We start from the raw sequence: 25,542 nt of genomic DNA on the forward strand, positions 1-25,542 counted from the left end.
CGTTGAAGTTTAGTTTTCTCGCGATGTTTTGTCTATCTTCTTCCTCGTTTTGCGCAGTGACACGCATAAGGAATCTGTCGTAATCTCCACCTGTTTCCCGCTGAAAGCAACTCCGTACTTAAAGATTGTTTTAACACCCTTGGAAGCATATCGGTATCGTACTTACGATCCTCAATCTGTGCCAAAGCTGTCTCCGAGAGCTGTTTTAGTTTGTCTCCGGAAAGCTTCCTGGCCGCCTTCAGCTCAATCAGAATACCCGGCATATTCGCCGACTTGGGCGATAACTGGATATCATATCGGCCTTCCCCGGGCTCTCCATTCGAACTAATGTAGTAGCGGTTGTCCATCATAGCGCAAAGCCCCAAAACAAAACCGTGGTAAAAGTTTTCCCCGGCCGTATCCGTAGCAGCTTGCCGATTGGAGAAGCAGCTTGTGCATCTCTTTTTGCATCATTGGAATACAATGCCTCCTGTATCGAGATCGCGGCAGCCTGGGGAATGATATCGGTCAATTTTTGCAGGATTTCTTTGTTATATACAAACGCGATCTCCTGATTGGGCAGCCCCACCTCGCACATATAATCCCCGCTAAAAGATGGATCCATTCTCACAACCTTCAGATATCCGGCAACCAGCAGAAAACTGTATACGGAAGAAGGGTTGTTTCGAATCTGCGGATAAATGACGCCAATAGAATCCCATAATGCTCATCCAGCATTTGTGAAAGCCTCTGCAGGGACATCATCATGTCCGTATCGTCCGCCTTCTCTTCCACCACAGTTTTAAAATATGCTTTCTTATAAATGTTACAATGCTCACTTTCCAAAAGTTCACTGTGGCGTTCAAATTCCTGCCTTAAAATGCTTGAAATTTGATCATAGGTCTCCTCCCAGGTATCACGTTTTACATCCTTAAAGGTGATGAAAATCACCGGGTATTTCCCCTGATAGTCCCGATATTTTTTACCGCAGGACCAAATCTTTTTGTCTCTGAAATAAACAGAAGTATTTTCATCCGTCTTTTCAAAAACGGCAAATCCAGCTGAATTTCACTTTTTCTATATGCGCCGGTTTTCACGCGGCTGTCCGCAGGTTTTTTTGCGTCCACGGGAATCCTCCAGCTGCGTCCTTTTTTATGAACCCCCTCTATTCTTCCCTCTGCGCAAAGAACCGTTACTCTGCGTTCCGTTATTCCCCACCGTTTAGCCGCTTCCTTTACAGTCATTGTCTCTGCCATATCTGGCACCCCCAATTTTATAAAGATATTGTACCTTGTTTTCGGAATAAAGCCAATACATTTCACTTTGTTCTTTTGAATGTTCTGCAAAAGGTCACCGATCTTTAACGGAATGTTGCTGCCAACATTCTATTGGGTTTCATACAATCAACATCGCATCTCCATAACTGAAAAACCGATACCGCTCTTTTACCGCAACTTCATAAGCGCTGAGGATTTTCTCTCTGTCGTAGAGAGCGGAAATCAGCATCAGCAGCGTGGATTTTGGCAGGTGGAAATTGGTGATCAGCCCATCCACCAGTTTGAATTCGTAGCCCGGATAGATGAAAATTCCCGTGCTTCCTGCCCCCGCTTTGAGCCGGTACTGACCGTTTTCAAAAACCGCCGCGCTCTCCAAGGTTCTGGTGGAGGTCGTGCCCACGGACAGGATCCGGCCGCCGGCTGCTTTGGTCTCGTTTACCAGCCTGGCGCTTTCCTGGGAAACCTCATATTCTTCAAAATGCATCTCATGCTCTTCGATGGTTTCGCACTTCACCGGACGGAAGGTACCGATTCCCACATGAAGGGTCACATAAGCGATCTTAACGCCCTTTTCTTCAGCCTTTCTCAACAGTTCTTCCGTAAAGTGAAGACCGGCCGTAGGCGCTGCCACCGAACCCTCTTCTTTGCAGTAAACCGTTTGATAGCGTTCCTTATCTTCCTGGTCACTGTCCCGTTCGATATATGGAGGAAGCGGCATTTTTCCCAGTTCTTCCAGACGTTCCATAAAGATTCCCTGATAATGAAACTCTACGATCCTGGTACCGTCTTTTCCATAATCGAGATTTTCCGCCTTAAAGTCGGGAGAAAAAGCCACCGTATCTCCCGGTTTGAGCCGTTTTCCCGGTCTTACCATGGTTTCCCAGCGGTCGCCTTCGATCCGCTTGGTTAGAAGGAATTCCACCTTGGCGCCGGTCTCTTCTTTGGTTCCGAAAAGCCGGGCCGGGAGCACCTTGGAATTATTCAGCACCAGACAGTCCCCTGGCAAAAGATACTCCAAAATGTCGTAAAAATGACGATGCTCAATGGTATCGTTCTCTCTGTTGAGAACCATGAGACGGGAGCAGTCCCGTTTATCCGCAGGCTTTTGCGCAATCAGCTCCTGCGGCAGATGATAATCGAATTCGTTTATATGCATGTTCCTATTCCTTTATCTTTAATTCCACCTGCTGGTCATCGCAGGCAATGCCCAAATGCCGGTAAGCTTGCTCCGAAACCACCCTGCCCTTTTGGGTTCTGTGGAGAAAACCGGCTTGTATCAAATAAGGCTCATAGACATCTTCAATGGTAACCCGTTCCTCACCGATGGAAGCGGCGATGGTATCGATGCCGACGGGGCCGCCTTTAAAGCGTTCAATGATCATACGCAGGATTTCCCGATCCAGACTTTCCAGGCCCATAGGATCCACCCCCAGGGCGGCCATGGCTTCCTGAGTGATGGCCAGGTCGATCTTTCCGGTACCCTTGACCTGGGAAAAATCCCGAACCCGCTTTAAAATACGGTTGGCGACCCGAGGCGTTCCCCGGGAACGCTTTGCCATTTCATTGAGGGATTCCTCATCCACCTCCACATTGAGCAGACCCGCTGTACGGCGGATGATCTTTTTCAGTTCTCCAGTGGTATACATTTCAAATTTGCTGCTGACACCGAACCGGTCCCGCAGCGGTGCCGAGAGGCTTCCGGCTCTGGTGGTGGCACCGATCAGAGTAAAACGGGCAATATCCAAGCGGATGGATCGGGCCGAGGGGCCCTTCCCGATGATGATATCCAGCGCAAAATCCTCCATGGCCGAGTAGAGCACTTCTTCTACAGAGCGGTTGAGCCGGTGGATTTCATCGATAAACAGGACGTCATTTTCATTGAGATTAGTCAGAATCGCCGCCAGATCGCCGGCCCGCTCAATGGCAGGCCCGGAGGTGATCCGAATATCCACCCCCAGCTCATTGGCAATAATCCCGGCCAGAGTCGTCTTTCCCAGGCCCGGAGGTCCGTAAAAAAGAACGTGATCCAGGGGTTCTCTCCTCAGCTTTGCCGCTTCAATAAAGATCTTCAAATTCTCAGTTGCCTTTTTCTGCCCGATGTAATCCTCCAGCGTCTGAGGCCGCAAGGTGAACTCAGAGGCTTCTTCATTTTCGCCTGCGCTTGCCGCAGTTATTCTTTCTTCGTTTTCCATAACTCATCCCTTATCGTTAAAACAGTCTTTTCAGAGCCTGCTTAATGTATTCTTCCACAGTCAAATCCTTCTCTTTCACCGCTGCGAGGGCATTGACCGCTTCTCCTTTTGTATAACCCAGCGCCACCAGCGCGCTCACTGCTTCCGTCCTGCTGTCCCCGGCGGCTCCGTCTGCGGAAGCGCTGCTTTCCATGCCTTCCGGAAGAGCTGCCTGTTCCAGCTGGCCGAACTTATCTTTCAGCTCCAACACGATCCGCTCAGCCGTCTTTTTGCCGATGCCGTTGGCCCTGGTCAAAGATTTGGCATCCTCCAGCACAATGGCCTGATGGACTTCTGATAGGGGCATGGCTGATAAAATCGCGATGGCCGCTTTCGCCCCTACGCCGCTGACCGTAATCAGCTTGTGAAACGTATCCAGGGCGGCTTTTTCGCCGAAACCGAACAAACGAATATCATCTTCCCTTACGATCATAGCCGTGAAAACAGTGATGGACTCCCCTTCCTTCGCCAGATAAACGCTGGAATTGGCAGGAACGGTTATTTCGTATCCCAGGCCTCCCGCATCGACCACAATGCCGCTCTCTGTTTTTATAGCCAACGTACCTTTTATGTAATGTAGCATTTCCTACCTCCTGCTTTTCATGTTCAAGCTTTTCAGCCGGTTTCTGCTGCCTGCCGAATGTCCGTGGCACACGGCTGCCGCCAGAGCATCTGCCGTATCATCGGGCTTTGGAACTTCTTTTAGATTCAATATGGTTTTGACCATAGTCTGTACTTGCTTTTTCTCTGCGCGGCCATAGCCCACCAGAGCCTGTTTGATCTGGAGCGGAGTGTATTCTGCAATCTCCAGCCCTGAGTTCGCGCAGGCCAGCACGGCCACTCCCCGAGCCTGCCCCACCAGAATCGCTGTTTTGGCATTGGTATTAAAAAATAATTCTTCTACGGAGGCCACCTCCGGTTCATGGCGCATAATGATTTCCATCAAAGAATTATACAAAATCTTCAGCCTGTCCGGCATCTCCATGCCGGCATCCGTAGTCACGGCGCCATAATCGATCACCTTAAAGCGATTGCCGGTCATTTCGACGACGCCATAGCCCAGGATCGCATATCCCGGGTCTATTCCAAGTATTCGCATAGAGCCTCCTCAAAACAGCACGGATTTCAATCCGCACATTCAATTCAGTATAGCACACAAACATACGTTCCGCAATTCTCAATTAAGGTTTTTTTATGTGGTATTTTCCCAAAAGTATGGTATAATTATAAATGTATAAAATTAATTTAAAATGTATATTGAAGGAGAATACAATGCGTTATTCAAGACAAAATAAAATTTTAGAGCTGATCGAAGAATATGAGGTGGAAACACAGGATAAGCTGGCTTCCCTCTTGAAAGAATACGGTTATGACGTGACGCAGGCTACCATATCCAGGGATATCAAAGAGCTTCATTTAATTAAGACCCTCTCCTCCACTGGAAAATATAAATATGCAGCTGCCATGAATATGGAAGGACCGGTTTCCGATCGTTTTGTAAATATATTCAGAGAAACCATTAAATCCGTCGATTCTTCCGGCAATATCGTTGTTGTAAAAACTTTGTCCGGATGCGCCAACGCTGCCGGTGAAGCCATCGATTCACTGGGATTTCCCCATGTGATCGGTTCCGTAGCCGGAGACAACACGCTGATGATCGTCATCGACGATGCGGACAACACACCAAAGTTTTTAAAAGAATTCAATGAAATGCTTGGATAAGAGGTAGCATATGATATCGCATATCAGTATCAGAGATTTTGCCATTATTGAAAACGTGGAAATTGACTTTCACGAAGGACTCAACATCATCACCGGCGAAACGGGAGCCGGTAAATCAATTGTAATCGAAGCAGTAAGTCTGGCTCTGGGCAGCCGGGCGGATACTGCTTTCGTTCGTTCCGGAAAGGAAAAGGCTATCGTTCAGCTGGCCGGAACCCACAAGGGGGAAGAATACGTCATCACCAGGGAGGTATCGGCCGCAGGAAAGAATCTGTGCAAGATCAACGGCGAGATCGTCACTTTGGGTCATTTGAATCTGCTCTGCAAGAAGCTGGCCGATATCCACGGCCAATACGACCACCAATCCCTGCTCAATCCGGATTATCACATTAAACTGGTGGATATGTACAGAAAAGACACCATCGGACCGGCCAAACAAAAAGTAGCGTCTCTTTATTCCCAATACCGGGATATTTCAAACAAACTAAAGCAGCTTCTCGCCGATGCGGCAGAAAATCAGAGAAAGCGGGACTTCATGGCCTTTGAGCTGGAGGAAATTCACAAGGCCGGTCTGGCGCCAGGTGAAGATGAGGCGCTGGAAGAAGAAATCAGTGTGCTGCAAAACAGTGAAAAAATCTACGAAAATCTTGCCGGAGCCTATGAGCTGGCCAACGGCGAAGAGTTCCCTGCCCTTGGCAGCATGAAAAAGGCGCTGGACATGATCGGAGAGATCGGAGAATATTCCAAGGAACTGACGGACATCCACCAACAGATGTCAGAATCCTACTATATTATGGAAGAACTGTGTTCCCAGATCCGCGAGTGCCGGGACAGGACCGTATTTTCCCCCGAGGATCTGGATCGATGTATTTCCCGTATGGAAACCTTGAATAGCCTCAAGCGAAAGCATAATGCTTCTCTGGAAGAAATCATCGCTTACGGCGAAGAGCTGGAAGAAAAGCTGACGCAGGTGGAAAACATCGACAGCTTAAAAACGGAGCTGACCGAACTGAAAGAAAAATGCGAAGCTGATCTGAAAGCCGCTTGTCAGGAATTATCCGCTCTGCGGAAAGAAGCCGCTGCCGAGCTGGAAGAAAAGATTCTCGCAGAGCTGGGAGAACTGAATTTTAAAGACGCTCAATTATCCATCGAGTTTCAGGAAAGCACCGAGTTCACAGACAACGGCACAGATGTAGTCGAGTTTATGATCAGCACCAACAAGGGTGAAAAATTAAAGCCCCTTTCCAAGATCGCTTCCGGCGGTGAAATGTCCAGAATCATGCTGGCTTTCAAAAAGATCGTCGGCGATTATGACGAAATCCCCACCATGATCTTCGATGAAATCGATGCAGGCATCAGCGGCATCACTGCCAGCATTGTGGGAAAAAAACTGCAGCAGATCGCAGAAAATCACCAGATTATCTGCATCACCCATTTGCCGCAGATCGCGGCCTATGGCGCTCACAACTATAAGATCGATAAAGAATCCGATGACAGCAGCACCTATACTACGGTCATCCACTTGCGCCCTGACGAAAAAGTCCAGGAAATCGCCAGGCTTCTGGGCGGAATCAACATTACCGACATCACCCTCCAGTCAGCGAAAGAGCTGATTGAAGCATCCAAATAAACAAAAGAGCTTGCAGTCTCAGATATACTCTGAAAAACCGCAAGCTCTTTTATATCTCATCCTTATTTTTGCAAGTAGGTATCCAGTACAGTAACGTTGCCGTTAATATCGGAGGCACAGACGAGTCCGGCATGTTCGCCTTCCGTCATGCGCTCCACGTTGACAACCTCTTTCGCCCCGCCTAAATCAGTGATTTTCTCTATTTTGTACTCGTTAATGATGGCAGAAGGCAGCAGCGCTTCCACAGACCCATTTTCCATGATGAAAAAGACAGCTCCATACCCGCCGTTTCCATACGGGCAGGCGCATACACGCAGAACGCCCGACTCCACTTCATGGGTCAGACCGTAGACTTCTCCCAATTCCGCAGTGCAATGTAAAATAGCTCTGCCGTCCGACGTGAGTTCCACAGATTCAATCCCGCCAAAGTTGAAAGTTTTAAGCTGATCGGAGTTCATTGGAATCGTATAACCGCGGTTCTTTTTCGCAGACCATGAAAATTCTTCATACGCTTCAGATATGCCCTCTGTCTGTGCTTGGGCAGCGGATGTCGCAAGAGATGTTTCTGCAGGCTCGCTTTTTCCGCTGTCTTTAAAAAAGGTCTGGTAGATCAGACAGACGCACACGGTCAAAACAAGAACGCCCAGGATGCATATAATTGCAACTTTAAATCCATTCGATTTCTTTTCCATCTCAACAAGTTCCTTTCCTAATTTTTCATTTGGATATGCTCCCCGGAGCACCGCCTTAGTAATAAGCTACAATCTGCTCCACGGTCTGCTCAACAGCCAACCCGTCGGCTTTAACGGTAATATCCGCATATTTCTCATACAGCGGTACTCGCCTTTGATAGAGATCCCCTATGGTGTCCCCCTTTTCCATGGCTACCCCTCTTGTTTTTATGTTGTTAAGCCGGTTTAATACGGTTTGAAGCCGCACTTGGAGATAAACGATGCGGCCGTTCCTTTTCAGATGCTCGATGGCTTTGGGATAATAGATAGCGCTTCCCCCTGTGGAAATGACCGTGTTTTCAACATTCAGCTCCAGCAAAACAGCTTCTTCTGCTTGTTTGAAGTACTCGATGCCATGTTCATCGATGATTTGCTGCAACGGTTTCTGCTCCCGCTCCTGGATCAGCAGATCCGTATCCACAAAATTCATGCGCATGGTCTTGGCAAGAACAACCCCTGTAATGCTCTTGCCGCAGGCCGGCATGCCGACCAATATGATGTTTTCCATTCCAATTCTCCTTTTATAGCTCTTTCAACATGGATTTAACAAGGTTGGCCGATATTTGAGAAGCTTTTTTACAATTCTTTTCAAATTCTGATATTCCGCTTCGGTCCGGTGTATCGGTGATCGTCCGAATCGAAATAAACGGTATCCCATTAACATAACATACATGCGCAATACTAGCTGTTTCCATATCCACGCTCAAAGGTGAATATTTGGCAGCAATGTATTCGCGCTTATTGTTTTCAATAAATTGTTCGCCGGTTATCATTCTTCCTAAAAACACTCGATTGTTTAGGTTGCCTTTGGCAATCACTGTTTTTACGGCTTCAAGCAGCTTTTCATCTGCTTTGAAATAAATAGAATCTTTCCAGGGATGAAATTCGGTCAAAATATCATCTGCTACATCATGATAAGCTGTTTCTGTAGAAATAACAGTATCGAAAATTTCTAGTTTTTCATCTATTCCTCCGGCAGTCCCAGCGTTGATAATCACAGTACACCCATATGTATCGATTAAAATTTGCGCTGCTATGGCCGCATTAACCTTGCATACTCCTGAAAATAATGCTACAACTTCTATATCTTCCAGCTGCCCTTGGTAAAAAGTCAGCATCGATTTTTTTGTAGCTTTACAGTGTTTCATCATTCTAAGAAAGGGAACTACTTCTGTATCGCCAGCACATAAAATGCCTATCTTCACTTGCTGCTCCTTCCTTAAGCCCAAAATTCTTTTTCATAATCAATCCGTTTGCTAACGAAAAAGAGCGAGGTCGCAATTAAGCCCCGCCCTTGTAATTGTTCTTTTATTCTTCTGTTTCAGCTTCGGGAGCAGTTTCTTCTGCTGCTTGCTCAACGGGAACTTCTTCTTCGGTCGATTCGCCTTCCATCGGCTGATCTTCCTCATCCAACGTTTCTTTGATGCTCAGGCTGATTCTTCTTCTATCCTGATCGATCTCCAGAATCTTAGCGGAAACATCCTGGCCTACGTTCAGTTCGTCGGCAATGTTTCCAACCCGCTTATGAGCTACTTCAGAAATGTGTACAAGTCCGTCCAGACCCGGCTCCAGTTCTACAAACGCGCCGTATTCCTTAATCTGTACAACCTTGCCTCTAACGACTTGTCCCACTTCATATTTATCGTTAATCACGCTCCAAGGTTCCGGCTGGTTCTGCTTCAGACCCAGGGAAATCTTGCCTTTTTCCGAATTCATGGAAAGAACTTTTACTTTGATCTTGTCGCCGATATTCAGTACTTCCTGCGGATGCTTCAGCTTACCCCAGGAAATCTCTGAGATATGTAGCAGACCATCGATGCCGCCGATATCTACGAATGCGCCGTAATCGGTGAACCGCATTACGGTACCTTCTACTACGTCGTCCACAGAGAGGCCTTCCCAAATCTCTGCGATTCTCTTGTTCTTTTCGTCATTCAGATGCATTTTGTGGGAGAATACGGCTTTGCCCCTTCTCTGATCCACTCTGGAAACTCTGACCGGAAGAGTCTGTCCTACAAATTCTTCCGCGTTTTCCACGTATCTGTCGGAAAGCTGAGACAGTGGAATAAATCCGGAGACTTCTTTGTACGTTGCGATCACACCGCCATTGACGGGTCTAACAACTTTTACTTCAATGATTGATTTATCTTCAAGCGCCTGGTTGATTTCGTCCCAGTGTTCGCCAACTTCCAGCTTTTTCTTTGACAGCAGAATACTGCCGTCGCCATCGTCTGTCTTTACAACTTTGGCCTGAATTTCATCGCCTTCTTGATATAAGTCAGTTAGCTTTTGATCTCCTTCCAGTGTAATTTCGTCGAGTGGAATAATTCCATCTTTTTTGCAGCCGAGATTGACGATAATTTCCCGATTCGTAACCTGATGCACTTTACCTGTTACGATCTCTCCGCTGCGCGGCAGTCTTAAGGACTTTTCGATTTCGTCCATTAAGGCGTCCATTGAGTTCATTTCGTTGTTGTTTTCAAGTGTGTTTTCACTCATGTTGGCAATAACCTCCTTAATTAAGCATTCAGGCGTCGAAGCGCCCGCTGCTACACCTATTCTATTACATTTTTCAACTTCTTTCAATGGTAAATCTTTTATATTTTCAACAAAATGAGTATTTGTACAATATTTTTTAGAAATATCATACAATTTTTTGGTATTGGAACTCTGAGTATCCCCCAGTACAAGCATCAGTTCTACTTTTTTTGCTGTTTCCATACAGCTCTTCTGGCGATTGGACGTGGCATGACAGATCGTATTGGTCAGGGAAAAGGTTTTCCCTGTTTCCTCGAGGGCTCTGAGGACCTGATCGAATACTGAACTGCGGATAGTCGTCTGAGCGACAACAAAGAGATCATCTTCTGTGATCTGCTTTGCATCCTGCGGGGAGCTTACAATAATAGCCGAGTCACCGCACCAGCCGTTGATGCCCTGCACCTCAGGATGGTTCTCATCGCCGACGATCACAACCTGCTTGCCTTTTTCCTTTGCAGTCCGTACCAAATCATGAATTCTGGCCACAAAGGGACAGGTGGCATCGACCAGCTTGAGCCGCCTCTTCTCTGCGATCTCATAAAAATTCTTTCCTTCTCCATGGGAACGGACGATGACCGTGGAGCCGGCCTCTGCTTCCAGAGGGCTTTGGATCACTTGAATTCCTTTTCGCGCCAGCTTCTCGGTCACCAGCTTATTATGAATCAGCGAACCGCAGGAGTAGATGCTCCCCCGACACTGATCCGCCGCTTTTTCCGCTTTTTCAATAGCTTCTCTCACACCGAAACAAAATCCGGAATGATCAGCCCTTATGATTTCTTTCATCGATTCGTTTTAATTCCTCCAAATATTTTTTAAAGGAAGACTCGCTTCCATTTTCCGTAGGTTCATAGTACCGCACCCCCTCCTTGTACAAGTTGTCGGGCAGGTACTGCTGGGGCACATAACCGCCGTAGGCGTGGGGAAATTTATAGCCGATTCCATGGCCCCGCTTGGATGCTCCGCTGTAGTGGGCGTCCTTCAGATGGGGCGGAACATCATCGATTTTTTTGGTCTGTAGATCGGCCTGCGCTTTGGCCAGAGCCATATTGGACGCGTTGGATTTTGGGCAGGATGCCATGAGCACCACAGCTTGAGCCAGGTTGATCTGGGCCTCTGGCAGTCCGACCATGAGCGCTGCCTGAACGCAGGCATTGACAATGGTGATGGCGCTTGGGTAAGCCATTCCCACGTCCTCGCTGGCCATAACCAGCAGGCGTCTTCCAATCATCTGAATGTCTCCGCCCCCTTCCAGCAGACGTGCCAAATAATGTACGGCAGCGTCAGGATCGCTTCCCCTTACTGATTTTTGAAGAGCGGACAGCAAATTATATTTATCCTCGCTTCGATCGTAAAACGTGGTCTGCCGCTGCATGGCTTCCCCTACGATCTTTTCATCCAGCTTGGTTCCCTCGCTTAAATTATCCACAATGAAGCCCAGCGTATCCAGTGCAACGCGGGCATCGCCCGAGCTCATATCCGCCAGAATGCGCAGAGCTTCTTTGTCATAAGAAACATTGAGGCCGCCGAACCCTTTGAGGGAATCTTCCAGCGTCCGTTTTAAAAGGCCCAGGATCTCATCGGTGGTCAGCCGGCGAAACTCATAGATATTTCTTACTCTGCTGATTACTGCGTTATTGACTGCAAAATAAGGATTTTCCGTGGTGCTCCCAATAAAACGGATCACCCCTTCCTCCAGGGCTTTCAAAAGAGAGTCCTGCTGCAGCTTATTCCAGCGATGGAACTCATCCACATAGACATAGGTTGTCTCTTTTTGAAGACCGAAAAAACGCGTCTTTGCATTTTCAATAATCTCTTTCAGCTCTTTCGTCCCTGTGGTTGATGCATTAATCTCAATAAAATCAGCGTCCATCTCCTTAGCCACAATTCGGGCCAGCGTGGTTTTGCCAGTTCCCGAGGGACCAAAGAAGATTGCTGAGTCAAAGGTTTTGTTCTTGATGGCATTGTATAAAAGCGAGCCTTGATACATAAAGTGGGTCTGTCCCACAAATTCGTCCAAATTATCAGGTCTCATTTTGGTGGATAAAGGTATCATGTTTTCTCCTTGCTATGAATCCTTTTGTGTTATTGATCGACGGTTGTTACAAATGCTCCTACAGATTCGTCCATTTTTTCCAGGGCTGCTTTGGCTTTTTCTTTTGTATCGAACAAGTCTCCTACTACTTTATATGCGCCGTCCTTTTCCAGGACGCGCGCGTTGATCCCTGAGCTTTTTAGCTGTTTTACGCTCTTTTGGGCAGCTGCCTTCGTTGAGTAGCTGCCGAATTGGAGCGCATAGCCGGCGGTTTGTTTGACATCAACCTTATCCTGCACTACGGTCGTCGGCGCAGCTGTCGTTTCTGTAGGTGCGGCCGTCGTTTCTGTAGGCGCAGCAGTGGTGGATTCTTCCTTAGCCTTTGTCTCATCCTTTTTTTCTTGGGTGGATTTATTCTGTAGTATGTTGAGTCCTGTAGGCTCGTATCCGAGAATCGGATAAACAACATATTTGGCCGTCAAATATCCGGCGCAGACAGATAAGCATATTATAACAATAACAGGAGCAAAATTCACCTGTATTTTTTTGCCCCCATAGGCTCTCGGCCGTCTTCTGATTTTTCTCCTTCGGTTCATTGTCTCTCCTCTTTTCATCAATATCGCTTTGTACATCATATTAATTTTCTGGACAAAATAGACCAAAGGATTGGACAAAATCAACAGAGATGCAAATCCTTTTTCCAAAACAAAAAACGGCCTCCAAAGCCGTCTTTCCATCACGCTCGTTTATGATCGATAGTCGAAAAAGTACCCGGTCGACAAGACTACCATGATCCCGGCCGCAAGCAGGTAGATGCCCGTCAGTACGACAATAAAAGACATTACCGCGAAAGAGCAATAAACCATGATTACGCCAAAGACAACATGAATCAGTCCGAAGAGTATCGTATTTCCACATTTTAAGCCCCGTTTTTTTCTTTCTCTGGCAACAGCAAATCGATCGAAAGCCGAAGCAAAGGCAAAAATTCCGATCACAACCCCAAGCATCATGATGGAAATATTAGTATTCACCAAAATGAAAATACCTAGAGCCAGAAGCACGATTCCAACCGAAATTCCCAAAGGCTTATTTTGGACCTCATTTTTACTTAAAAACGCCTGGGCAAGCTTAAAGGCGCCAATTACAATAATGCCAATTCCTACAATCATCGCCAGCGCTTCCACAATATCTCTGCGGAATACAATGAATACCACCCCAAGCAGGATCAACAAAATTCCCAGAAAAATTCCCAGCGATTTAATTTTTTTAATTCCATCCATTCCAGTTCTCCATTTCTGTATCTGCAATTTAACGATGTGCGTCCGTAGTATATACGCTTGCCACCTACAATGCGCACCGAGTGAACTTTACTATATTTTACCTCTTTGCGAGGCGGCTTTCAATGGTAAAAATAAAAGCTATCCCGAGCAAAAAAACAAAAAACCGGCGAGCACTCTCACCGGAAAAAAATATACAAATGTATATATTTGTTTTGTAAGGAAACTATTTAAGAAGTCCCTTCTGAACGCATTCATCGATCATTTCTGAACATGTAAGAAACCCTTCTTTTAATGCGTGAAACCTCTTTACAATAGCGTTTTTCGTAGCAGTACTCATAATATCCCTCTTTTCTGTTTTGCTACCTTACTTTTCTTTACGATTTTATTATAGCGCTTAGTTTGCTAGTTGTCAAACTTTTTCCTGTACTATTTTGCTTTATTGATATATTTATTTGTTTTTATTATGTATTAATTTGCTCTTTCTTTTGCGCTATCCTCCATAAAAATGTCCAAAAAACCGGGCATCGTCTGGATACCCGGTTTTTCTCGGCTTTTTTGCCCGTCTTTCAAATTTAAACCATTTTGCGGTTAAGCTTTATCCTGAAATTCTTTCTTCAGGCTGCCCCCAAACCTTCTGTAGGAATGGGCTGTTCCTTAATGGGCAAGGCGGGGTCTTTCTTCCTGCCGATAAAGAAGATGACTAAGCCAACGACCAGCATAATGATTCCGGCAATTCTGCACCAGTTGATCATTCCCCAGAAATCGCTGAAAAAGCCTTGCATGGTGTCCTCCTTTCAATCTGTACTTCAACAACAAAGTCGGCTTCGCCGTTTTTTTAAGAAGTGGACCTTGTTGATACTCCGGAAATATCGCTGACGATATTTCCTACGTAATAAAAATCGGACCAGGCGGGTCTAATGCCTGATCCGTACAGTTACTTCGATTTTTATTCTAGCACTTTTTTTCAGAATATTCAATACATATTGTTATAAAATGACGACCGCTGGACAAAAAAACATCGCTAACCAAACTTTACGGTTAGCGATGCTTGTTCATTTCTATTTATGACACGTCTTGGTCGTCCTTTGCGATCATCTTATTTTCATCTTTTTCAAGATTCTTTCTGCCGAAAACAGCCAGGATCAAACCGATTATGATTGCTGCCAGTCCTGCCCATTTGAGGATTTCCAGCACCTGAGGAATGATGTTGCCCATCATATCATAATCATCCGGCCCCCATTCACCGTAATCGATTTCATACCAGTGGAGCCAGAACTGACCGAAGAAAGACAGCGCCCCTGCAACGATCAGGAACACGCCGATACGAATGGTATCGCCAAAAGCCAGCTTTGTCTTTTTATTCAACGGATAGTTGATCGGATCATTCTTAGCCATGCCGCCGTACAGCTTCTTAAAGATAATGTAGGCGATAGGTCCCGTACTGGTGGCGATCAGACCCATAACCAGATAGTCCGTACCGTTTACCAGCAGCGCGATCAGCGCAATGGCCATCGGGAATCCTGCGTAAAAGACTAGCCCAAGTTTTCCTCCTGGCATAACGTACAACCCTTTGGCTTTCCGTTCTTCGATTGGAATCTTTTTGCGCAGTTTGATCACAGCCAGAGGCAAAATGATGTACAGCGCCAGCATGAATACGACTTCCGCGCTGACCAGCGTTGTAAAGTCGGATTGTGCTAAAATCAATGTAACGATTGCCAGAGACAAAATACCCACATAAGGCACGCCTCTCTTTCTGCTTACCTTTACCAGGAACTGGGGGCAGAGATTATCATCCGCCAGAACAAAGAACCCTCTCGAACCGGACGCAAGGTAGGTATTGAAGATTGCGCATTGAGAAATAATGGCAATCACCAGGAATACATATCCCCACGCAGTACCCAGATTCTGAGTCAAAACAGTAGCATAACCGACGGTTTCACCTGTAAATCCGCCGTCTGTGGACCAGTTTTCCCAGCTTCCTGCCGGAAGAGTAGCCAGGCCTGCCAGCGTCGGCAGCACATAAGTCAGCGCTACCAGAGGCATCGCGATCATCAAGCCTTTTGGAATAACCTGAGGATTTTTTACTTCGCCGGCCATATTGGAAATACATTCATATCCGCAGTACATCCATACGCAGATACAGATTCCGCCGCCAATGCCGTCTACAACCGTATATTCCGGAGGAAGTACCGGTTCAATCGGATTGCTGTTCCAGTTCAAAAAACCAACGATAGCTACCAGGGCAAAAGCTAAAACGATCAGGATTGAGAGAACGGTACTTACTTTTCCCACCTCTTTTAATCCCATCAGGTTAATAATAGTAAAAATTAGAATCATTCCGATTTTTAATGCCTGATTTGCAATATCTGACATTGGAATCATCTGATGAACATATCCGGCTACTAAAGCCACGTATACACCATTGGTAATATAAGTGGAAACCGTACCCCACCAGCCTGCCTGGAAGCCCCAGAACTCGCCGAAGGCTTCTTTGACCCAGACGTACACGCCGCCTTCCGACGGAAGCACGGAACCGCATTCCGCCACCAGATTACTGATGGGATACGCCCATACGATCGGGAATGCAACCAAAAGGATGATCGTCATTCCAGGGCCAGCCTCCGGAATCATTTCTTCTATACCGAACGCACCTGCCGCAACGAGGCAGTAAAGCATAAATACAATGCCTGAAACTTTTATGTCATGTTTTTTCAGGCCGGCAACGCCGTCAACTTGTGGTTGGCTCATTCTTGTACCTCCTTAAAAGATAGCTATGGAGCCGGAGTGGGCTCCATAGCATTATGTATACGCTTACTTCTTTGCGCTTTCAAAGATTTCGGCCATCATTTCCTTATCCTTGGCAGTCTTATACGCAGAATCCATTTCTACGATTCCGTATTCAAAGCCTGCTTCATCCATAATCTGCAGATATGGGATCGGATCGAAATATTCAGGCGCATAAACGCCGGCATCTTTCCAAATTCCTCTGCCGATCAGCTCGATACCCACGGCTGCGCCAAATCCGGTCTGGGCGACGACAGCCTGCATGTTCCATTTTTCCATGGAATCCTGGTTGTCGAACGGCTGATACATAAAGATTTCTCTTTCTTTACCGTCTTTGATACCCTTGCAGTGGATACCTACGCACATCTTGCCCACCATCTCGTCGCCGATGTCCTTCGGCTGAGGCGCGCATGCAGCTACGATATCACGAGGTACAACTTTCACGCCGTTTACTTCTACTGGTTCCAGACTTCTCAGTCCCAGGGAAGTGATGACTTTCAATGCCTGAATTAGGTTATCGTCCAATGCAATTTTGAAGGTGACTTTTTCAAGTCCGTATTTTTCCAAGAATCTCGGCATGAGAACGGTTTCTTCGTGTTCTACTTTTACCAGCGTGTTCAGACCAACGCCAGCTGGCATTTCAAAGGTCTCTTCTCCTGCGAACGGAACATCGGTCACATAGCCTTTTTCTTTGCTCCATTCAACGTTGGGGTTCACGCACTCGTCGAGTACGGTCCATACGTTGAATCCAAATGTGATGTCGTCTTCTCCCGCATTGGGGATATCCAGATTTCCGCCGTCTTTTACATGGATTTCCTTCAACTCGTCAAAGAGATATTCAGCAGCGAACTTAGCAAATACATCTACAACACCAGGGTCGATGCCCAGGCAGATGCAGGCCATGTTTCCTTTTTCTTTCCACTTTTCATGCTGATCGAAGTTGTATTTGGCCATTGGTTCCGAGAAACTTCCCTCCAGGGTTCCATACTTGGGGGGATCGTACGGTACGGACCATGTGCCCATGCTTACATAGTTGGCACCTGCTTCATAGGCGGCGTCAAAGATATTGTTGGAAACGAACGGGGCGGCAGCATCCATTACAAAGTCGCATCCCTGCTTCTTAATAATGTCCACCAATTCGTCCTTATTCTTTGCGTTCAGCTGCTGCGGCGTAAAGCGCGCATCACCTTTCAAGTGGTCGCAAACTTCTTTGGCCCGGTCAAAATCATAATCTCCGACTACGACTTTTTCCAGCCATTTTCCTTCCGGATCTCTTACCTGCAGAATTCTTAAAATCGATTCTCCTACGGCTCCTGCTCCTACCAATAACATTTTCATAATAATTTCCTCCTTGCTTTTGGGTGGGCTTTTTGCCCATTCTCTTACTCAGCAGTTGGTACAAACCAGATACTCGATGCTGACATTATTTCTCTTTTTCCATACATTTCCTGCTAACAGGCCCTTTTCAAATCATGCATAAAAAAAGAGAAATACACGCATATAAATAATGCTGCATACTCCTCTGTCCCTTTGCCAGTTGGTTATCTCCTCGTAGGCGCCACATTAAAGTGATCTCTCCAAAGTTTCGTCCAATAACCTTCCTTTTGCCTGTCAGTTTCCACAGGGTAACTGCCACTACCCCGCTTTGCTTCTTCGGCCTCCTGACGAAATCAGGACGTCTAAGGCTATTTTCATCCGAAGTATCTAGTTGTATGATTTGAAACCATTTTACCATTCTTTTTCAGAATATTCAAGTTGTTTTTAATAATTAAATTATTAACGAAATGCATATTACAAATCCGGTCTGTTGTATGGACTCCTAACTGTGGTATACTTGAAAGAAATGCAAGGTACGGTGGTAGGGAAACACATCAATAAAATACATCCTGTTTCAAAGATTACCAATGCTCTAAAAACCGGCCAAGAGGATATGAACTGTTTTTATTTTTCCTCCGATGTTACTAATATCGCCAGAATCGAGCCCTTATATAAGGGGGAGAAACTGGTCGGTGCCATTGATTACGATCTTTTCACCAATGGACGGGATTTAAAGGAGTTTCTCAACAAACTGGAAGAATTCTCCTCAAAAGGGCTTCTCAATTATCAAAGTACCTTCCATTCTATGTACGATGCAAGCAAAAAATCAAATACGATTAAATATAGTATCAATGATTTCATTGGCAACAGTCACGCCGCAAAAGAAATCCGCATGCAAATCGCAGATTTAAGCGAGTCCAATTCCACGGTCCTCATAACTGGAAAAACCGGATGCGGCAAGGAAGTAGTGGCCCATTCCATCCATAATACGTCTCGAAGATGTCAGTGCCCGATTATTTCCGTCAACTGCGCCGCCATCCCTGAAGCGCTGGTAGAATCAGAACTTTTTGGATATGAAGAAGGCTCGTTTACCGGAGCCCAGCACGGCGGCAAGCGGGGATTCTTCGAAATGGCTCACAAGGGAACAATTTTTTTAGATGAGGTGGATCAACTCCCCTATCACATCCAGTCTAAGCTGCTGCGTGTGCTGCAAGAAAAGGAAGTCACACGCATAGGCGGAAAGACCATCCCGATCGATATTCGCGTTATCGCCGCCACAAACAAAGCTCTTTGGCATATGGTAGAAGATGAAACTTTTCGTGAAGATCTTTACTACCGATTGAATGTAATAGAGATAAATATTCCGCCCCTTTCCGAAAGAAAAGAGGATATTCCTCTACTTGCCAATTACCGGCTGGACAAATTGAATAAACAAATGGTAAAAAACGTAGACAGTATTTCCAATGAGGTGATGGAATTGTTTCTATGCTTTGATTGGCCGGGAAATGTCCGTGAGCTGAATAATCTTTTGGAGCAAGTGCGCATGCGCGCGGAAGCGGATACCATAAAAAAAGTGTTGGAGCTCAACAATCAAAATCGTAGCAAAACCGCTAATATGCTGAAAATTTCACGAACTGCTCTCTATGATAAATTAAAAAAATACAAGCTTTTGTAAGGGTATCTTGACACTGTAAAGAATTTCTTACATGCATGTCAGGCCGAATTTTATCCATGATTTAAGAATTCAGCATTTTTCAAGCCTTTCAAGTTTGGCATGATTTGTGCTTATAGTTATCTGTAAGTAAGTTGATTATGCGCAGACCCAACCGCTGCAATCCTTTATTAAACAGATTTTAAGGAGGTCCGTTTTATGGGTAACTATATATACGGTTTACCGGAACGGGACCCTGTGCTTACAGACGTATTATACAATGCGGCTGTTCTAATCGACCGCTGCGGGAAAGCCGCAGGCACTTACAGAAAGGTGCATCCCTTTGCTTCTGAAAAGACATGGTGCCGCGCAGGCTGCGATTTGCCCGTCTTTGATACAGAAATAGGCAGGCTGGGAATCATGATCTGCGGGACACCGCCTTCCCCGAAGTCGCCAGAGCTCTCGCTTTGAAAGGCGCCGATCTATTGGTAGTCAGTACAAATTGGGAAGATCCATATGAGGAGGCTTGGGATTCGTCAAAGATTAACACTCATGAAGAGGATTGGGAACTCATAACCAGGGCCCGTGCATTGGATAACACGCTCCATTTAGTTGCCGCCAATCGAATCGGTGATGACGGAAAAACACTGAGTTTCTTTGGCCGCAGCAAAATCATCGGCCCCAGAGGTCAGGAAATCGCTTCCCTCAACCAACGCAAAGAAGGCATCCTCTCTGCAAGAATCGATTTAGGGTTAACAGATGAAAAAAGATCAAGGTACTATACGTTTTTTAAAGACAGACGGCCCGATGCTTATGGAGATTTAGTAAAGCCTTATTAAAATCCGAAGTTTATCTTTCAAGATGCCCCTGCACATTTCTACGCCGGGGCATCTTTCTTTATGTCCTGCTCAGCCAGTATGCATTTGCATCCTTCCATTTCCCATCAGAAATACTACTTATCTCCATGTTTTTCCTAATTATGAGGCGGTTTTCATATGATATAATTGATATAATTATCTATTTCAAATAAGCGGGGACTTTTCAATATGGCAAACTCACTTCAAGCGCATACCTATGAACAGATTTTTAATTTTTATTTACAAATGAACGATGAGCTTTTGCAAGGCGCTGATTTTGGAGATACGGCCACGTCCCTGATCTCACGCATTTGGAGCTATAAAAGCTCCGTCACCATTTTCGAGGAAGATAAGTTCATCGGTATCTATGATAATGTCAATTTAAAAAAAATCTATTCCAATGAATACATCGATAAAGATGTGAAAAACGAATACATTTTCGATCATAAAAACGCGTTCACTTTCTCAGACAGGAATGATGACTCTTCCGAAATCCTCTATCTGGAGGACATTATATCCTTTGTCGACTATGAGCAAACCGAGTTTTATAATAACTTTTTCAAACAGCGGAATCTTTTTTATGAAGCCATTATTTTGCTGGATAGCTCTCTTTCCGCGCTTAGCTTATACAAATCAAAAGAGGATGAAAATTTCACAGAGGAAGAACGCTGTCTGATTTCGTTCATCGGCAAGATCGTCAGACAGGGATACCAAATTTATAAAAAAATAGGAAAAATGAATCAGGACATCCAACTTCTAAAGGATACCCGCAACATTTTTCCTCTGGGCAATATTCTGATCAATGAAAAGAAAGAAATCGTGGATTATAATACCACGGCTGTGGAGTTCTGCAAAGCTATCACCGGAGAAATCAACACTCAGCGAGTAATCAGCATCTTCATTTCCAACCTGGAAGATACGACCAACTTTACCATGAGCGCGGAACAGAAGATCTCTTATTATATTCTCGGATATAAAATTGAAATCAACATCTTGATCAATAAAAACATTTACGAAAATTTCGAAAAAAATTATTTGATTATCATATCCAAACAGGCCGCGAAAAAAGATGCTTCCGCCTTTATGGCCAAATACGGGATCACCAATCGGGAAAAAGAGATCATCGACTGTGCCGCCAAGGGACTGAAAACGCAAGAGATCGCGGAAGAGCTTTGCATCAGCATCTACACAGTCAAGGTGCACATCAAGAACATCTTTTGCAAGCTGAATGTGAATAATCAAAAGGCCATGATTGCGAGATATAACGAATTTCTTCGTTAAAAGCCTAGTCTTTTTCCGGATCCAGCAGGACTTTAAGGTCGGTTCCTTTTTGCCGGTCTTTTTGCTCAAAACAGCTTTGCAATTCGGAAAAGCCAATGGTTTTGAAAATATATTTGTCCACATCCAGGATACCAGCCCCGATCATTTTAATGCATTCATCAAAGTCCTTTTCAACTTGCCCGAAACTCCCTTTTACTTCCAACTCATTTTGGACGATTCGAACGTGATCCATCAGTTGTTTCTCAAAGTTGATGCCTACGCAGACCATCTTTTTCCCTTTTTTTAAGACGGATATTCCCAGGTTTATAGCATTCTGATGGCCGGTACAATCAATAAAACAGTCAAACCCTCCGTTACTGGCTGTCCATAATGTTTTCTCTGGTTGTTGATTGGAGGACACATCAAAGCTCTCGGTCACATCCCCAAGATCATAAGCGAGCTTTAATCTTTCATGCTCTATATCAAATACCGCTATGTATGCAGCGCCAGAGAGTTTGGCAAATTGGGCACAAAGCAAGCCAATGATCCCAGCTCCTGAGATGAGTACACCATCCCCCACATTCAAATCAGCATGCTGAATAGCCCGATAAGCTACGGAGGCTGGTTCAGCTAAACTTCCCTGGCTGTAAGTAACGTTATCTGGCAGTTTTGATAAAAAGCGGATGGAAAAATCCAGACACTCAGAAAAGGCCCCCGGCTCATGGAGGCCGCAGCCAAGCCCCATACTGCCCGGAGGCAGACAAAGATTTCGCAAACCTGTTCTGCATAGTTGGCAGTCACCGCATGGCTCAGCAGGAAAAACGGCAACTCGATCCCCTTCTTTTAAGGGTCCGTCATACCCGCTGGGAATTTCTTCGATCACACCGGCGGCTTCGTGGCCTGGGATCAAACCCTTATAGGTCTCGCCATCCTCCCACATATGAACATCCGTGCCGCATATGCCGCAGCGCTTAATTCTAATCCGTGCTTTACCTGCAGCAGCCGGCATTTGTTGCTTTTCCCTGATTTCAATTCTCCGTGCTCCTGTAATCATTGCGTATTTCATAGCATCCTCCTGCTTTTGAAGAGACCCAAGCCTGCTTTCGCCTGCTCGGATCTCTTCAGATTTATATTAGGAAGTCTTAAACAATTAATGCTCCAACTTGCTCCGGGGAAATCCCCTTAAAATATTCCGATACATTCACCGTGTTCAAAAGCTCTGATACCGCCGAGCGGCTGTATTCCAAGCCGATGAGCATCTGTTCCAATTCCCGGGTATCGCGAAGGCTGAAATAATCACCGAAGATTTTCAGCTCTGTGATTTTACCCGCCTCCACATTGAGTCTGACTTCCACAAAGCCGCCCTCAAAATAGCCGCTCCGCGTCAAGCTGCACTTAGGCGAATATCCGTAGTTCCAGTCATGGCTCCGATATTTTTCATCCGCCAGCCTGCGGACTTCCCGTTCCATCAAGCCGCTCAGCACATGCTCCCGCAGCCCTTCCTTCTGGGAAAACGCTTTCAGCAAATAAGCCTTGAATGCGGAAAGGGTCATGTCCTCTTTCAAATACGGGCGAATGTTGGTCACTCTGCTGCGAACCGATTTGATACCTTTTGACTGAATTTTTTCCGGTTTCACCTGGAGTGTTTTTTTTACACACTCCAGGTCGGAATCAAAGAGAATGGTTCCATGGTGGAGCAGAATCCCGTTCTGGTAATGCTGGGCATTGCCGGAGATTTTCTTACCATCCACCGTAACATCGTTTCTCCCTGTCTGCTCTGCTTCCACGCCCAATGCTCCCAGCGCCTTGACTAAAGGCTCGGTAAAGGTTGTGAAGTCCAGATCCGCTTTTGCCTCAGGAATCAGAAAGGAATAATTCAAATTTCCCCAATCGTGATAAACCGCTCCCCCGCCTGTAATTCTGCGGACAACATGAATGCTGCGGGCCGATACAAAATCCCGGTTAATCTCTTCAATGGTGTTCTGATGCCGCCCGATGATAACCGACGGCTCATTCTGCCAGAGCAGCAGCACAGAATCATCCTTACAGAGATTTTGAAAAACATATTCCTCAAACGCTAAATTGTAATGAGGGTCTGTCCCATTATTTCTGAGATAAATCATTTGAATAACCGCCGATTCCTTTTTTATTCTTCACCAGGAATAATTTACCAAGTATCGTATAAGAAAGCACCGCGAACACAAAGGTGGCTCCTGTGGCCGACATGTAGACGAACAGGGGCTTTGCTGCCAGCAGGATCGGATCGAAGAGGGCCACATATACGATGCAGGACAATGCGAAAACAACGATGGCAACCCAGTTGAAGCCGCCCCAGAAACGATACCGGCTAGCTTCCGTCTTATCAAACATATCCACCAGATCCAGCTTTTGTTTTCTCAGGATGAAGTAGTCCACCATCTGGATCGCCACAAGAGGCACATAAACGACACAGATAATTCCCATCAGAATATAGAAATGATCGTAAATGTACAGCGGACAGAAAATCATCACCAGGAAGGTCGGGAGCATGAAGAAGAATGTAACTTTGCCCCAATTCATGTTTTCGAAAATTTTGAATTGACGCAGCCCCAGACTGGACACATAGATGGTGACCGGGGTGGAGCTCAAGTTGGCGAAAGCGATGAATAAGAGGGCAATGATTCCCATCACCATACCGCCCAGAGGCACCATCCATTCAGTCGGATCGATGGAGTTGAAGGCCAAAGAAGTCGCTACGCCTAAAATGGTTCCCAAAGATGAAGCCAGACATACGCCGAGCATACTGGGCCAATAAGCGGCCCTTACGGTTTTGCATAATCTGGCGGCGGTTCCCCTTGATGCCCACCAGGAAACACCGGCGCCGATGTTGATTTCAAAAGCGATCATAAAGTTTACCATCTTGCCGCCGGATACCGGCGCGATGGCTTCGTAGTCAAAGACTGCGCCCCAGCCTCCGGGCGCTCTGGCGATGAGGATGGCCATGCCGATCATGACGATGCACATCAGCGGCGCCACAATACCGCTCATTTTACGCATGGCCACAGGCCCCTTCCAGGCGATGAGCCAGGCTGCGACAGCAGCAACCAGCCCCAGAACATTGATCAAATATCCGCTCTCAGATACGAATCCGGTGGTTGCGGCTAAAATATTTTCAAAGGCACGTCCGCACATAACGCTCAAGGTTACCGCCCAGCCAACCTGCGTCAGCAAAATGACCAGGAGCATCAGCTTCATCCCATTGCCGCCCAGCCAGCTTCTGCCCAGCGTCCAATGCTCCACCCCATATTTGGCCGATGTGATGGATGTAGCGACAATTCCGATAAAGACGCCGATCACATTCCCAGCGATGGTTGCTATGATGGCTTCCCAAAGACCGACGAACAGCGCCACAGTGCCGCCTGTCATAAAGCACCATGTGGCGATTGCCAGGGCAACGTCTACGTTGACGTTATCGAAAAAACTATAAATCCTGTCTTGTTTCAGCAAAGGTAAGTTTCCTGTCAAAAATTCGTTCTTACCGCCATGTTCATTTTTTCCCATGATTTGTCCTCCTTAGAAAATACCGCAGGCCACTAAGATAACCGGCAAAATGCCCAATAGCGCCGCAATGATAACGGTCAATGCCCAATCAAGTTTGGGTAAGTCCTCGCAGACGCCGCCCTCTTCTTCGATTACAGCAATGCGCCTGATCAGCTCCTGTTCAAGTTCTTCAGGCATTTCTGTCTTCCCTTTTATGCGTCTTTCAATGGTTTCATAAATCGACATGATTTGCTCCTTCCCTGCACAACAATAACAATGACTTCTATTCTTTTTCCAGATCATAGGTTTCCAAAATAAGTCCTAAATTCTCCTGGGTGTCGTAATAGGTATAGCCTCCGAATCCAGCCCAATAGCCGCTTTGTATGACCGGAACGCCCCGCTTTTCCAGGACCTGGCTTAGTCCATCCTGACTTGCCTGAACAGCGATATGATGAACGCCCGGCCCATGTTCTTTGAGAAATCTGGCGTAATCGCTCATCTCATCTGCGGGCTGGATCAGTTCGATTTCCACATCTCCGATGACGGAGAAAGCGGCATAGAACTCATATTCCCGCGCTTTTCCATTGACCCTGCGCCTGCTCAGGACCTGGGAAGTGCCGTCGTCCCTGGTCCATGGACCTACTCCATAAGCCTCAAAGTTTTTTATCGCCTGTTCAAGATCTTCGACGACAATATTCAGCTGAAGTATTTTTTCAATCACAGCCATTCTCTGC

General features: G+C 46.1%; 29 protein-coding genes. 6 read left to right on the forward strand and 23 right to left on the reverse strand.

What is annotated here, in order from left to right; all coding sequences use genetic code 11:
* Positions 1-32: 32 nt before the first annotated feature.
* The 8 genes from NIA71_RS04145 to ruvC form a co-directional block, all read right to left on the reverse strand.
* Complete coding sequence (locus NIA71_RS04145) at positions 33-350, reverse strand: PD-(D/E)XK nuclease domain-containing protein (RefSeq protein ID WP_253019734.1); 318 nt, start codon at positions 348-350, stop codon at positions 33-35.
* A complete protein-coding gene (locus NIA71_RS04150) occupies positions 347-604 on the reverse strand; it encodes a hypothetical protein (protein ID WP_253019735.1) in 258 nt (85 codons plus the stop codon). Before NIA71_RS04150 ends, NIA71_RS04145 begins: the two co-directional genes overlap by 4 nt.
* 11 nt (positions 605-615) lie before the next feature.
* Positions 616-930, reverse strand: a complete 315-nt coding sequence (locus tag NIA71_RS04155; RefSeq protein WP_253019736.1) for a hypothetical protein — start codon at positions 928-930, stop codon at positions 616-618.
* Positions 927-1,235 carry a helix-turn-helix domain-containing protein gene (locus NIA71_RS04160; protein WP_253019737.1) on the reverse strand — a complete coding sequence of 103 codons (309 nt, stop codon included), beginning with the start codon at positions 1,233-1,235 and terminating at the stop codon, positions 927-929. Before NIA71_RS04160 ends, NIA71_RS04155 begins: the two co-directional genes overlap by 4 nt.
* A 139-nt stretch (positions 1,236-1,374) precedes the next feature.
* Positions 1,375-2,412 carry a tRNA preQ1(34) S-adenosylmethionine ribosyltransferase-isomerase QueA gene (queA, locus tag NIA71_RS04165; RefSeq protein WP_253019738.1) on the reverse strand — a complete coding sequence of 346 codons (1,038 nt, stop codon included), beginning with the start codon at positions 2,410-2,412 and terminating at the stop codon, positions 1,375-1,377.
* A gap of 4 nt (positions 2,413-2,416) precedes the next feature.
* On the reverse strand, positions 2,417-3,448 hold the full coding sequence (ruvB, locus tag NIA71_RS04170; RefSeq protein ID WP_253019739.1) for a Holliday junction branch migration DNA helicase RuvB: 1,032 nt from the start codon (positions 3,446-3,448) through the stop codon (positions 2,417-2,419).
* A gap of 16 nt (positions 3,449-3,464) precedes the next feature.
* The gene (gene ruvA, locus NIA71_RS04175) at positions 3,465-4,070 is read right to left on the reverse strand and encodes a Holliday junction branch migration protein RuvA (RefSeq protein ID WP_253019740.1); all 606 of its coding nucleotides are present in this window, start codon (positions 4,068-4,070) and stop codon (positions 3,465-3,467) included.
* A 3-nt stretch (positions 4,071-4,073) separates the two neighbouring features.
* Positions 4,074-4,586, reverse strand: coding sequence for a crossover junction endodeoxyribonuclease RuvC (gene ruvC, locus NIA71_RS04180; RefSeq protein WP_148395331.1), 513 nt, complete (start codon positions 4,584-4,586; stop codon positions 4,074-4,076).
* Positions 4,587-4,759: 173 nt separating this feature from the next.
* Here ruvC and NIA71_RS04185 point away from each other — a divergent pair, with 173 nt between their 5' ends.
* Positions 4,760-5,209 carry an arginine repressor gene (locus NIA71_RS04185; protein WP_148395332.1) on the forward strand — a complete coding sequence of 150 codons (450 nt, stop codon included), beginning with the start codon at positions 4,760-4,762 and terminating at the stop codon, positions 5,207-5,209.
* A 10-nt stretch (positions 5,210-5,219) separates the two neighbouring features.
* Positions 5,220-6,839 (forward strand): DNA repair protein RecN, encoded by a 1,620-nt coding sequence (gene recN, locus NIA71_RS04190; RefSeq protein WP_253019741.1) that lies wholly within the window; start codon positions 5,220-5,222, stop codon positions 6,837-6,839.
* 62 nt (positions 6,840-6,901) lie between these two features.
* Here the strand turns inward: recN and NIA71_RS04195 are convergent, their stop codons facing one another.
* The 10 genes from NIA71_RS04195 to NIA71_RS04240 all read right to left on the reverse strand — a co-directional run bounded on the left by NIA71_RS04195 (position 6,902) and on the right by NIA71_RS04240 (position 17,542).
* On the reverse strand, positions 6,902-7,531 hold the full coding sequence (locus NIA71_RS04195; RefSeq protein ID WP_253019742.1) for a hypothetical protein: 630 nt from the start codon (positions 7,529-7,531) through the stop codon (positions 6,902-6,904).
* Between the two features lie 55 nt (positions 7,532-7,586).
* Positions 7,587-8,078: a shikimate kinase gene (locus NIA71_RS04200; protein WP_253019743.1), complete on the reverse strand. Its 492-nt coding sequence runs from the start codon at positions 8,076-8,078 to the stop codon at positions 7,587-7,589.
* Positions 8,079-8,091: 13 nt separating this feature from the next.
* A complete protein-coding gene (locus NIA71_RS04205; RefSeq protein WP_253019744.1) occupies positions 8,092-8,775 on the reverse strand; it encodes a 5'-methylthioadenosine/adenosylhomocysteine nucleosidase in 684 nt (227 codons plus the stop codon).
* A gap of 103 nt (positions 8,776-8,878) precedes the next feature.
* Complete coding sequence (locus NIA71_RS04210; RefSeq protein WP_253019745.1) at positions 8,879-10,891, reverse strand: bifunctional 4-hydroxy-3-methylbut-2-enyl diphosphate reductase/30S ribosomal protein S1; 2,013 nt, start codon at positions 10,889-10,891, stop codon at positions 8,879-8,881.
* Positions 10,869-12,161, reverse strand: coding sequence for a replication-associated recombination protein A (locus NIA71_RS04215; protein ID WP_253019746.1), 1,293 nt, complete (start codon positions 12,159-12,161; stop codon positions 10,869-10,871). Before NIA71_RS04215 ends, NIA71_RS04210 begins: the two co-directional genes overlap by 23 nt.
* Before the next feature lie 29 nt (positions 12,162-12,190).
* Entirely contained in the window at positions 12,191-12,736 is a 546-nt protein-coding gene (locus NIA71_RS04220; RefSeq protein WP_253019747.1) for an SPOR domain-containing protein, read from the reverse strand.
* A gap of 150 nt (positions 12,737-12,886) precedes the next feature.
* The gene (locus NIA71_RS04225; RefSeq protein ID WP_148398849.1) at positions 12,887-13,420 is read right to left on the reverse strand and encodes a DUF308 domain-containing protein; all 534 of its coding nucleotides are present in this window, start codon (positions 13,418-13,420) and stop codon (positions 12,887-12,889) included.
* Positions 13,421-14,034: 614 nt separating this feature from the next.
* A complete protein-coding gene (locus tag NIA71_RS04230) occupies positions 14,035-14,202 on the reverse strand; it encodes a hypothetical protein (RefSeq protein ID WP_253019748.1) in 168 nt (55 codons plus the stop codon).
* 280 nt (positions 14,203-14,482) lie between these two features.
* Positions 14,483-16,168 carry an APC family permease gene (locus NIA71_RS04235; protein ID WP_253019749.1) on the reverse strand — a complete coding sequence of 562 codons (1,686 nt, stop codon included), beginning with the start codon at positions 16,166-16,168 and terminating at the stop codon, positions 14,483-14,485.
* A gap of 63 nt (positions 16,169-16,231) precedes the next feature.
* Positions 16,232-17,542: a saccharopine dehydrogenase family protein gene (locus NIA71_RS04240; RefSeq protein WP_253019750.1), complete on the reverse strand. Its 1,311-nt coding sequence runs from the start codon at positions 17,540-17,542 to the stop codon at positions 16,232-16,234.
* Between the two features lie 592 nt (positions 17,543-18,134).
* On the opposite strand from NIA71_RS04240, the gene NIA71_RS04245 reads away from it, so the two are divergent.
* The 4 genes from NIA71_RS04245 to NIA71_RS04260 all read left to right on the forward strand — a co-directional run bounded on the left by NIA71_RS04245 (position 18,135) and on the right by NIA71_RS04260 (position 21,310).
* Positions 18,135-19,196 (forward strand): sigma-54 interaction domain-containing protein, encoded by a 1,062-nt coding sequence (locus NIA71_RS04245; protein WP_253019751.1) that lies wholly within the window; start codon positions 18,135-18,137, stop codon positions 19,194-19,196.
* Between the two features lie 195 nt (positions 19,197-19,391).
* The gene (locus tag NIA71_RS04250) at positions 19,392-19,643 is read left to right on the forward strand and encodes a carbon-nitrogen hydrolase family protein (protein ID WP_253019752.1); all 252 of its coding nucleotides are present in this window, start codon (positions 19,392-19,394) and stop codon (positions 19,641-19,643) included.
* 14 nt (positions 19,644-19,657) lie between these two features.
* Positions 19,658-20,011, forward strand: a complete 354-nt coding sequence (locus NIA71_RS04255; protein WP_253019753.1) for a nitrilase-related carbon-nitrogen hydrolase — start codon at positions 19,658-19,660, stop codon at positions 20,009-20,011.
* Between the two features lie 207 nt (positions 20,012-20,218).
* Positions 20,219-21,310: a response regulator transcription factor gene (locus NIA71_RS04260; RefSeq protein WP_148398861.1), complete on the forward strand. Its 1,092-nt coding sequence runs from the start codon at positions 20,219-20,221 to the stop codon at positions 21,308-21,310.
* A gap of 4 nt (positions 21,311-21,314) precedes the next feature.
* Here the strand turns inward: NIA71_RS04260 and NIA71_RS04265 are convergent, their stop codons facing one another.
* The 5 genes from NIA71_RS04265 to NIA71_RS04285 all read right to left on the reverse strand — a co-directional run bounded on the left by NIA71_RS04265 (position 21,315) and on the right by NIA71_RS04285 (position 25,535).
* Positions 21,315-22,355: a zinc-dependent alcohol dehydrogenase gene (locus NIA71_RS04265; RefSeq protein WP_253019754.1), complete on the reverse strand. Its 1,041-nt coding sequence runs from the start codon at positions 22,353-22,355 to the stop codon at positions 21,315-21,317.
* Between the two features lie 76 nt (positions 22,356-22,431).
* Positions 22,432-23,412, reverse strand: coding sequence for a lipoate--protein ligase (locus NIA71_RS04270; RefSeq protein ID WP_253019755.1), 981 nt, complete (start codon positions 23,410-23,412; stop codon positions 22,432-22,434).
* Positions 23,393-24,829 carry a purine-cytosine permease family protein gene (locus NIA71_RS04275; protein ID WP_253019756.1) on the reverse strand — a complete coding sequence of 479 codons (1,437 nt, stop codon included), beginning with the start codon at positions 24,827-24,829 and terminating at the stop codon, positions 23,393-23,395. Before NIA71_RS04275 ends, NIA71_RS04270 begins: the two co-directional genes overlap by 20 nt.
* 12 nt (positions 24,830-24,841) lie before the next feature.
* A complete protein-coding gene (locus NIA71_RS04280; protein WP_148398869.1) occupies positions 24,842-25,054 on the reverse strand; it encodes a hypothetical protein in 213 nt (70 codons plus the stop codon).
* Positions 25,055-25,091: 37 nt separating this feature from the next.
* Positions 25,092-25,535 (reverse strand): VOC family protein, encoded by a 444-nt coding sequence (locus NIA71_RS04285; protein ID WP_253019757.1) that lies wholly within the window; start codon positions 25,533-25,535, stop codon positions 25,092-25,094.
* Positions 25,536-25,542 lie beyond the last annotated feature (7 nt).

It is taken from the genome of Ihubacter massiliensis (assembly GCF_024125305.1).
Lineage (GTDB): Bacteria > Bacillota > Clostridia > Peptostreptococcales > Anaerovoracaceae > Hominibacterium > Hominibacterium faecale.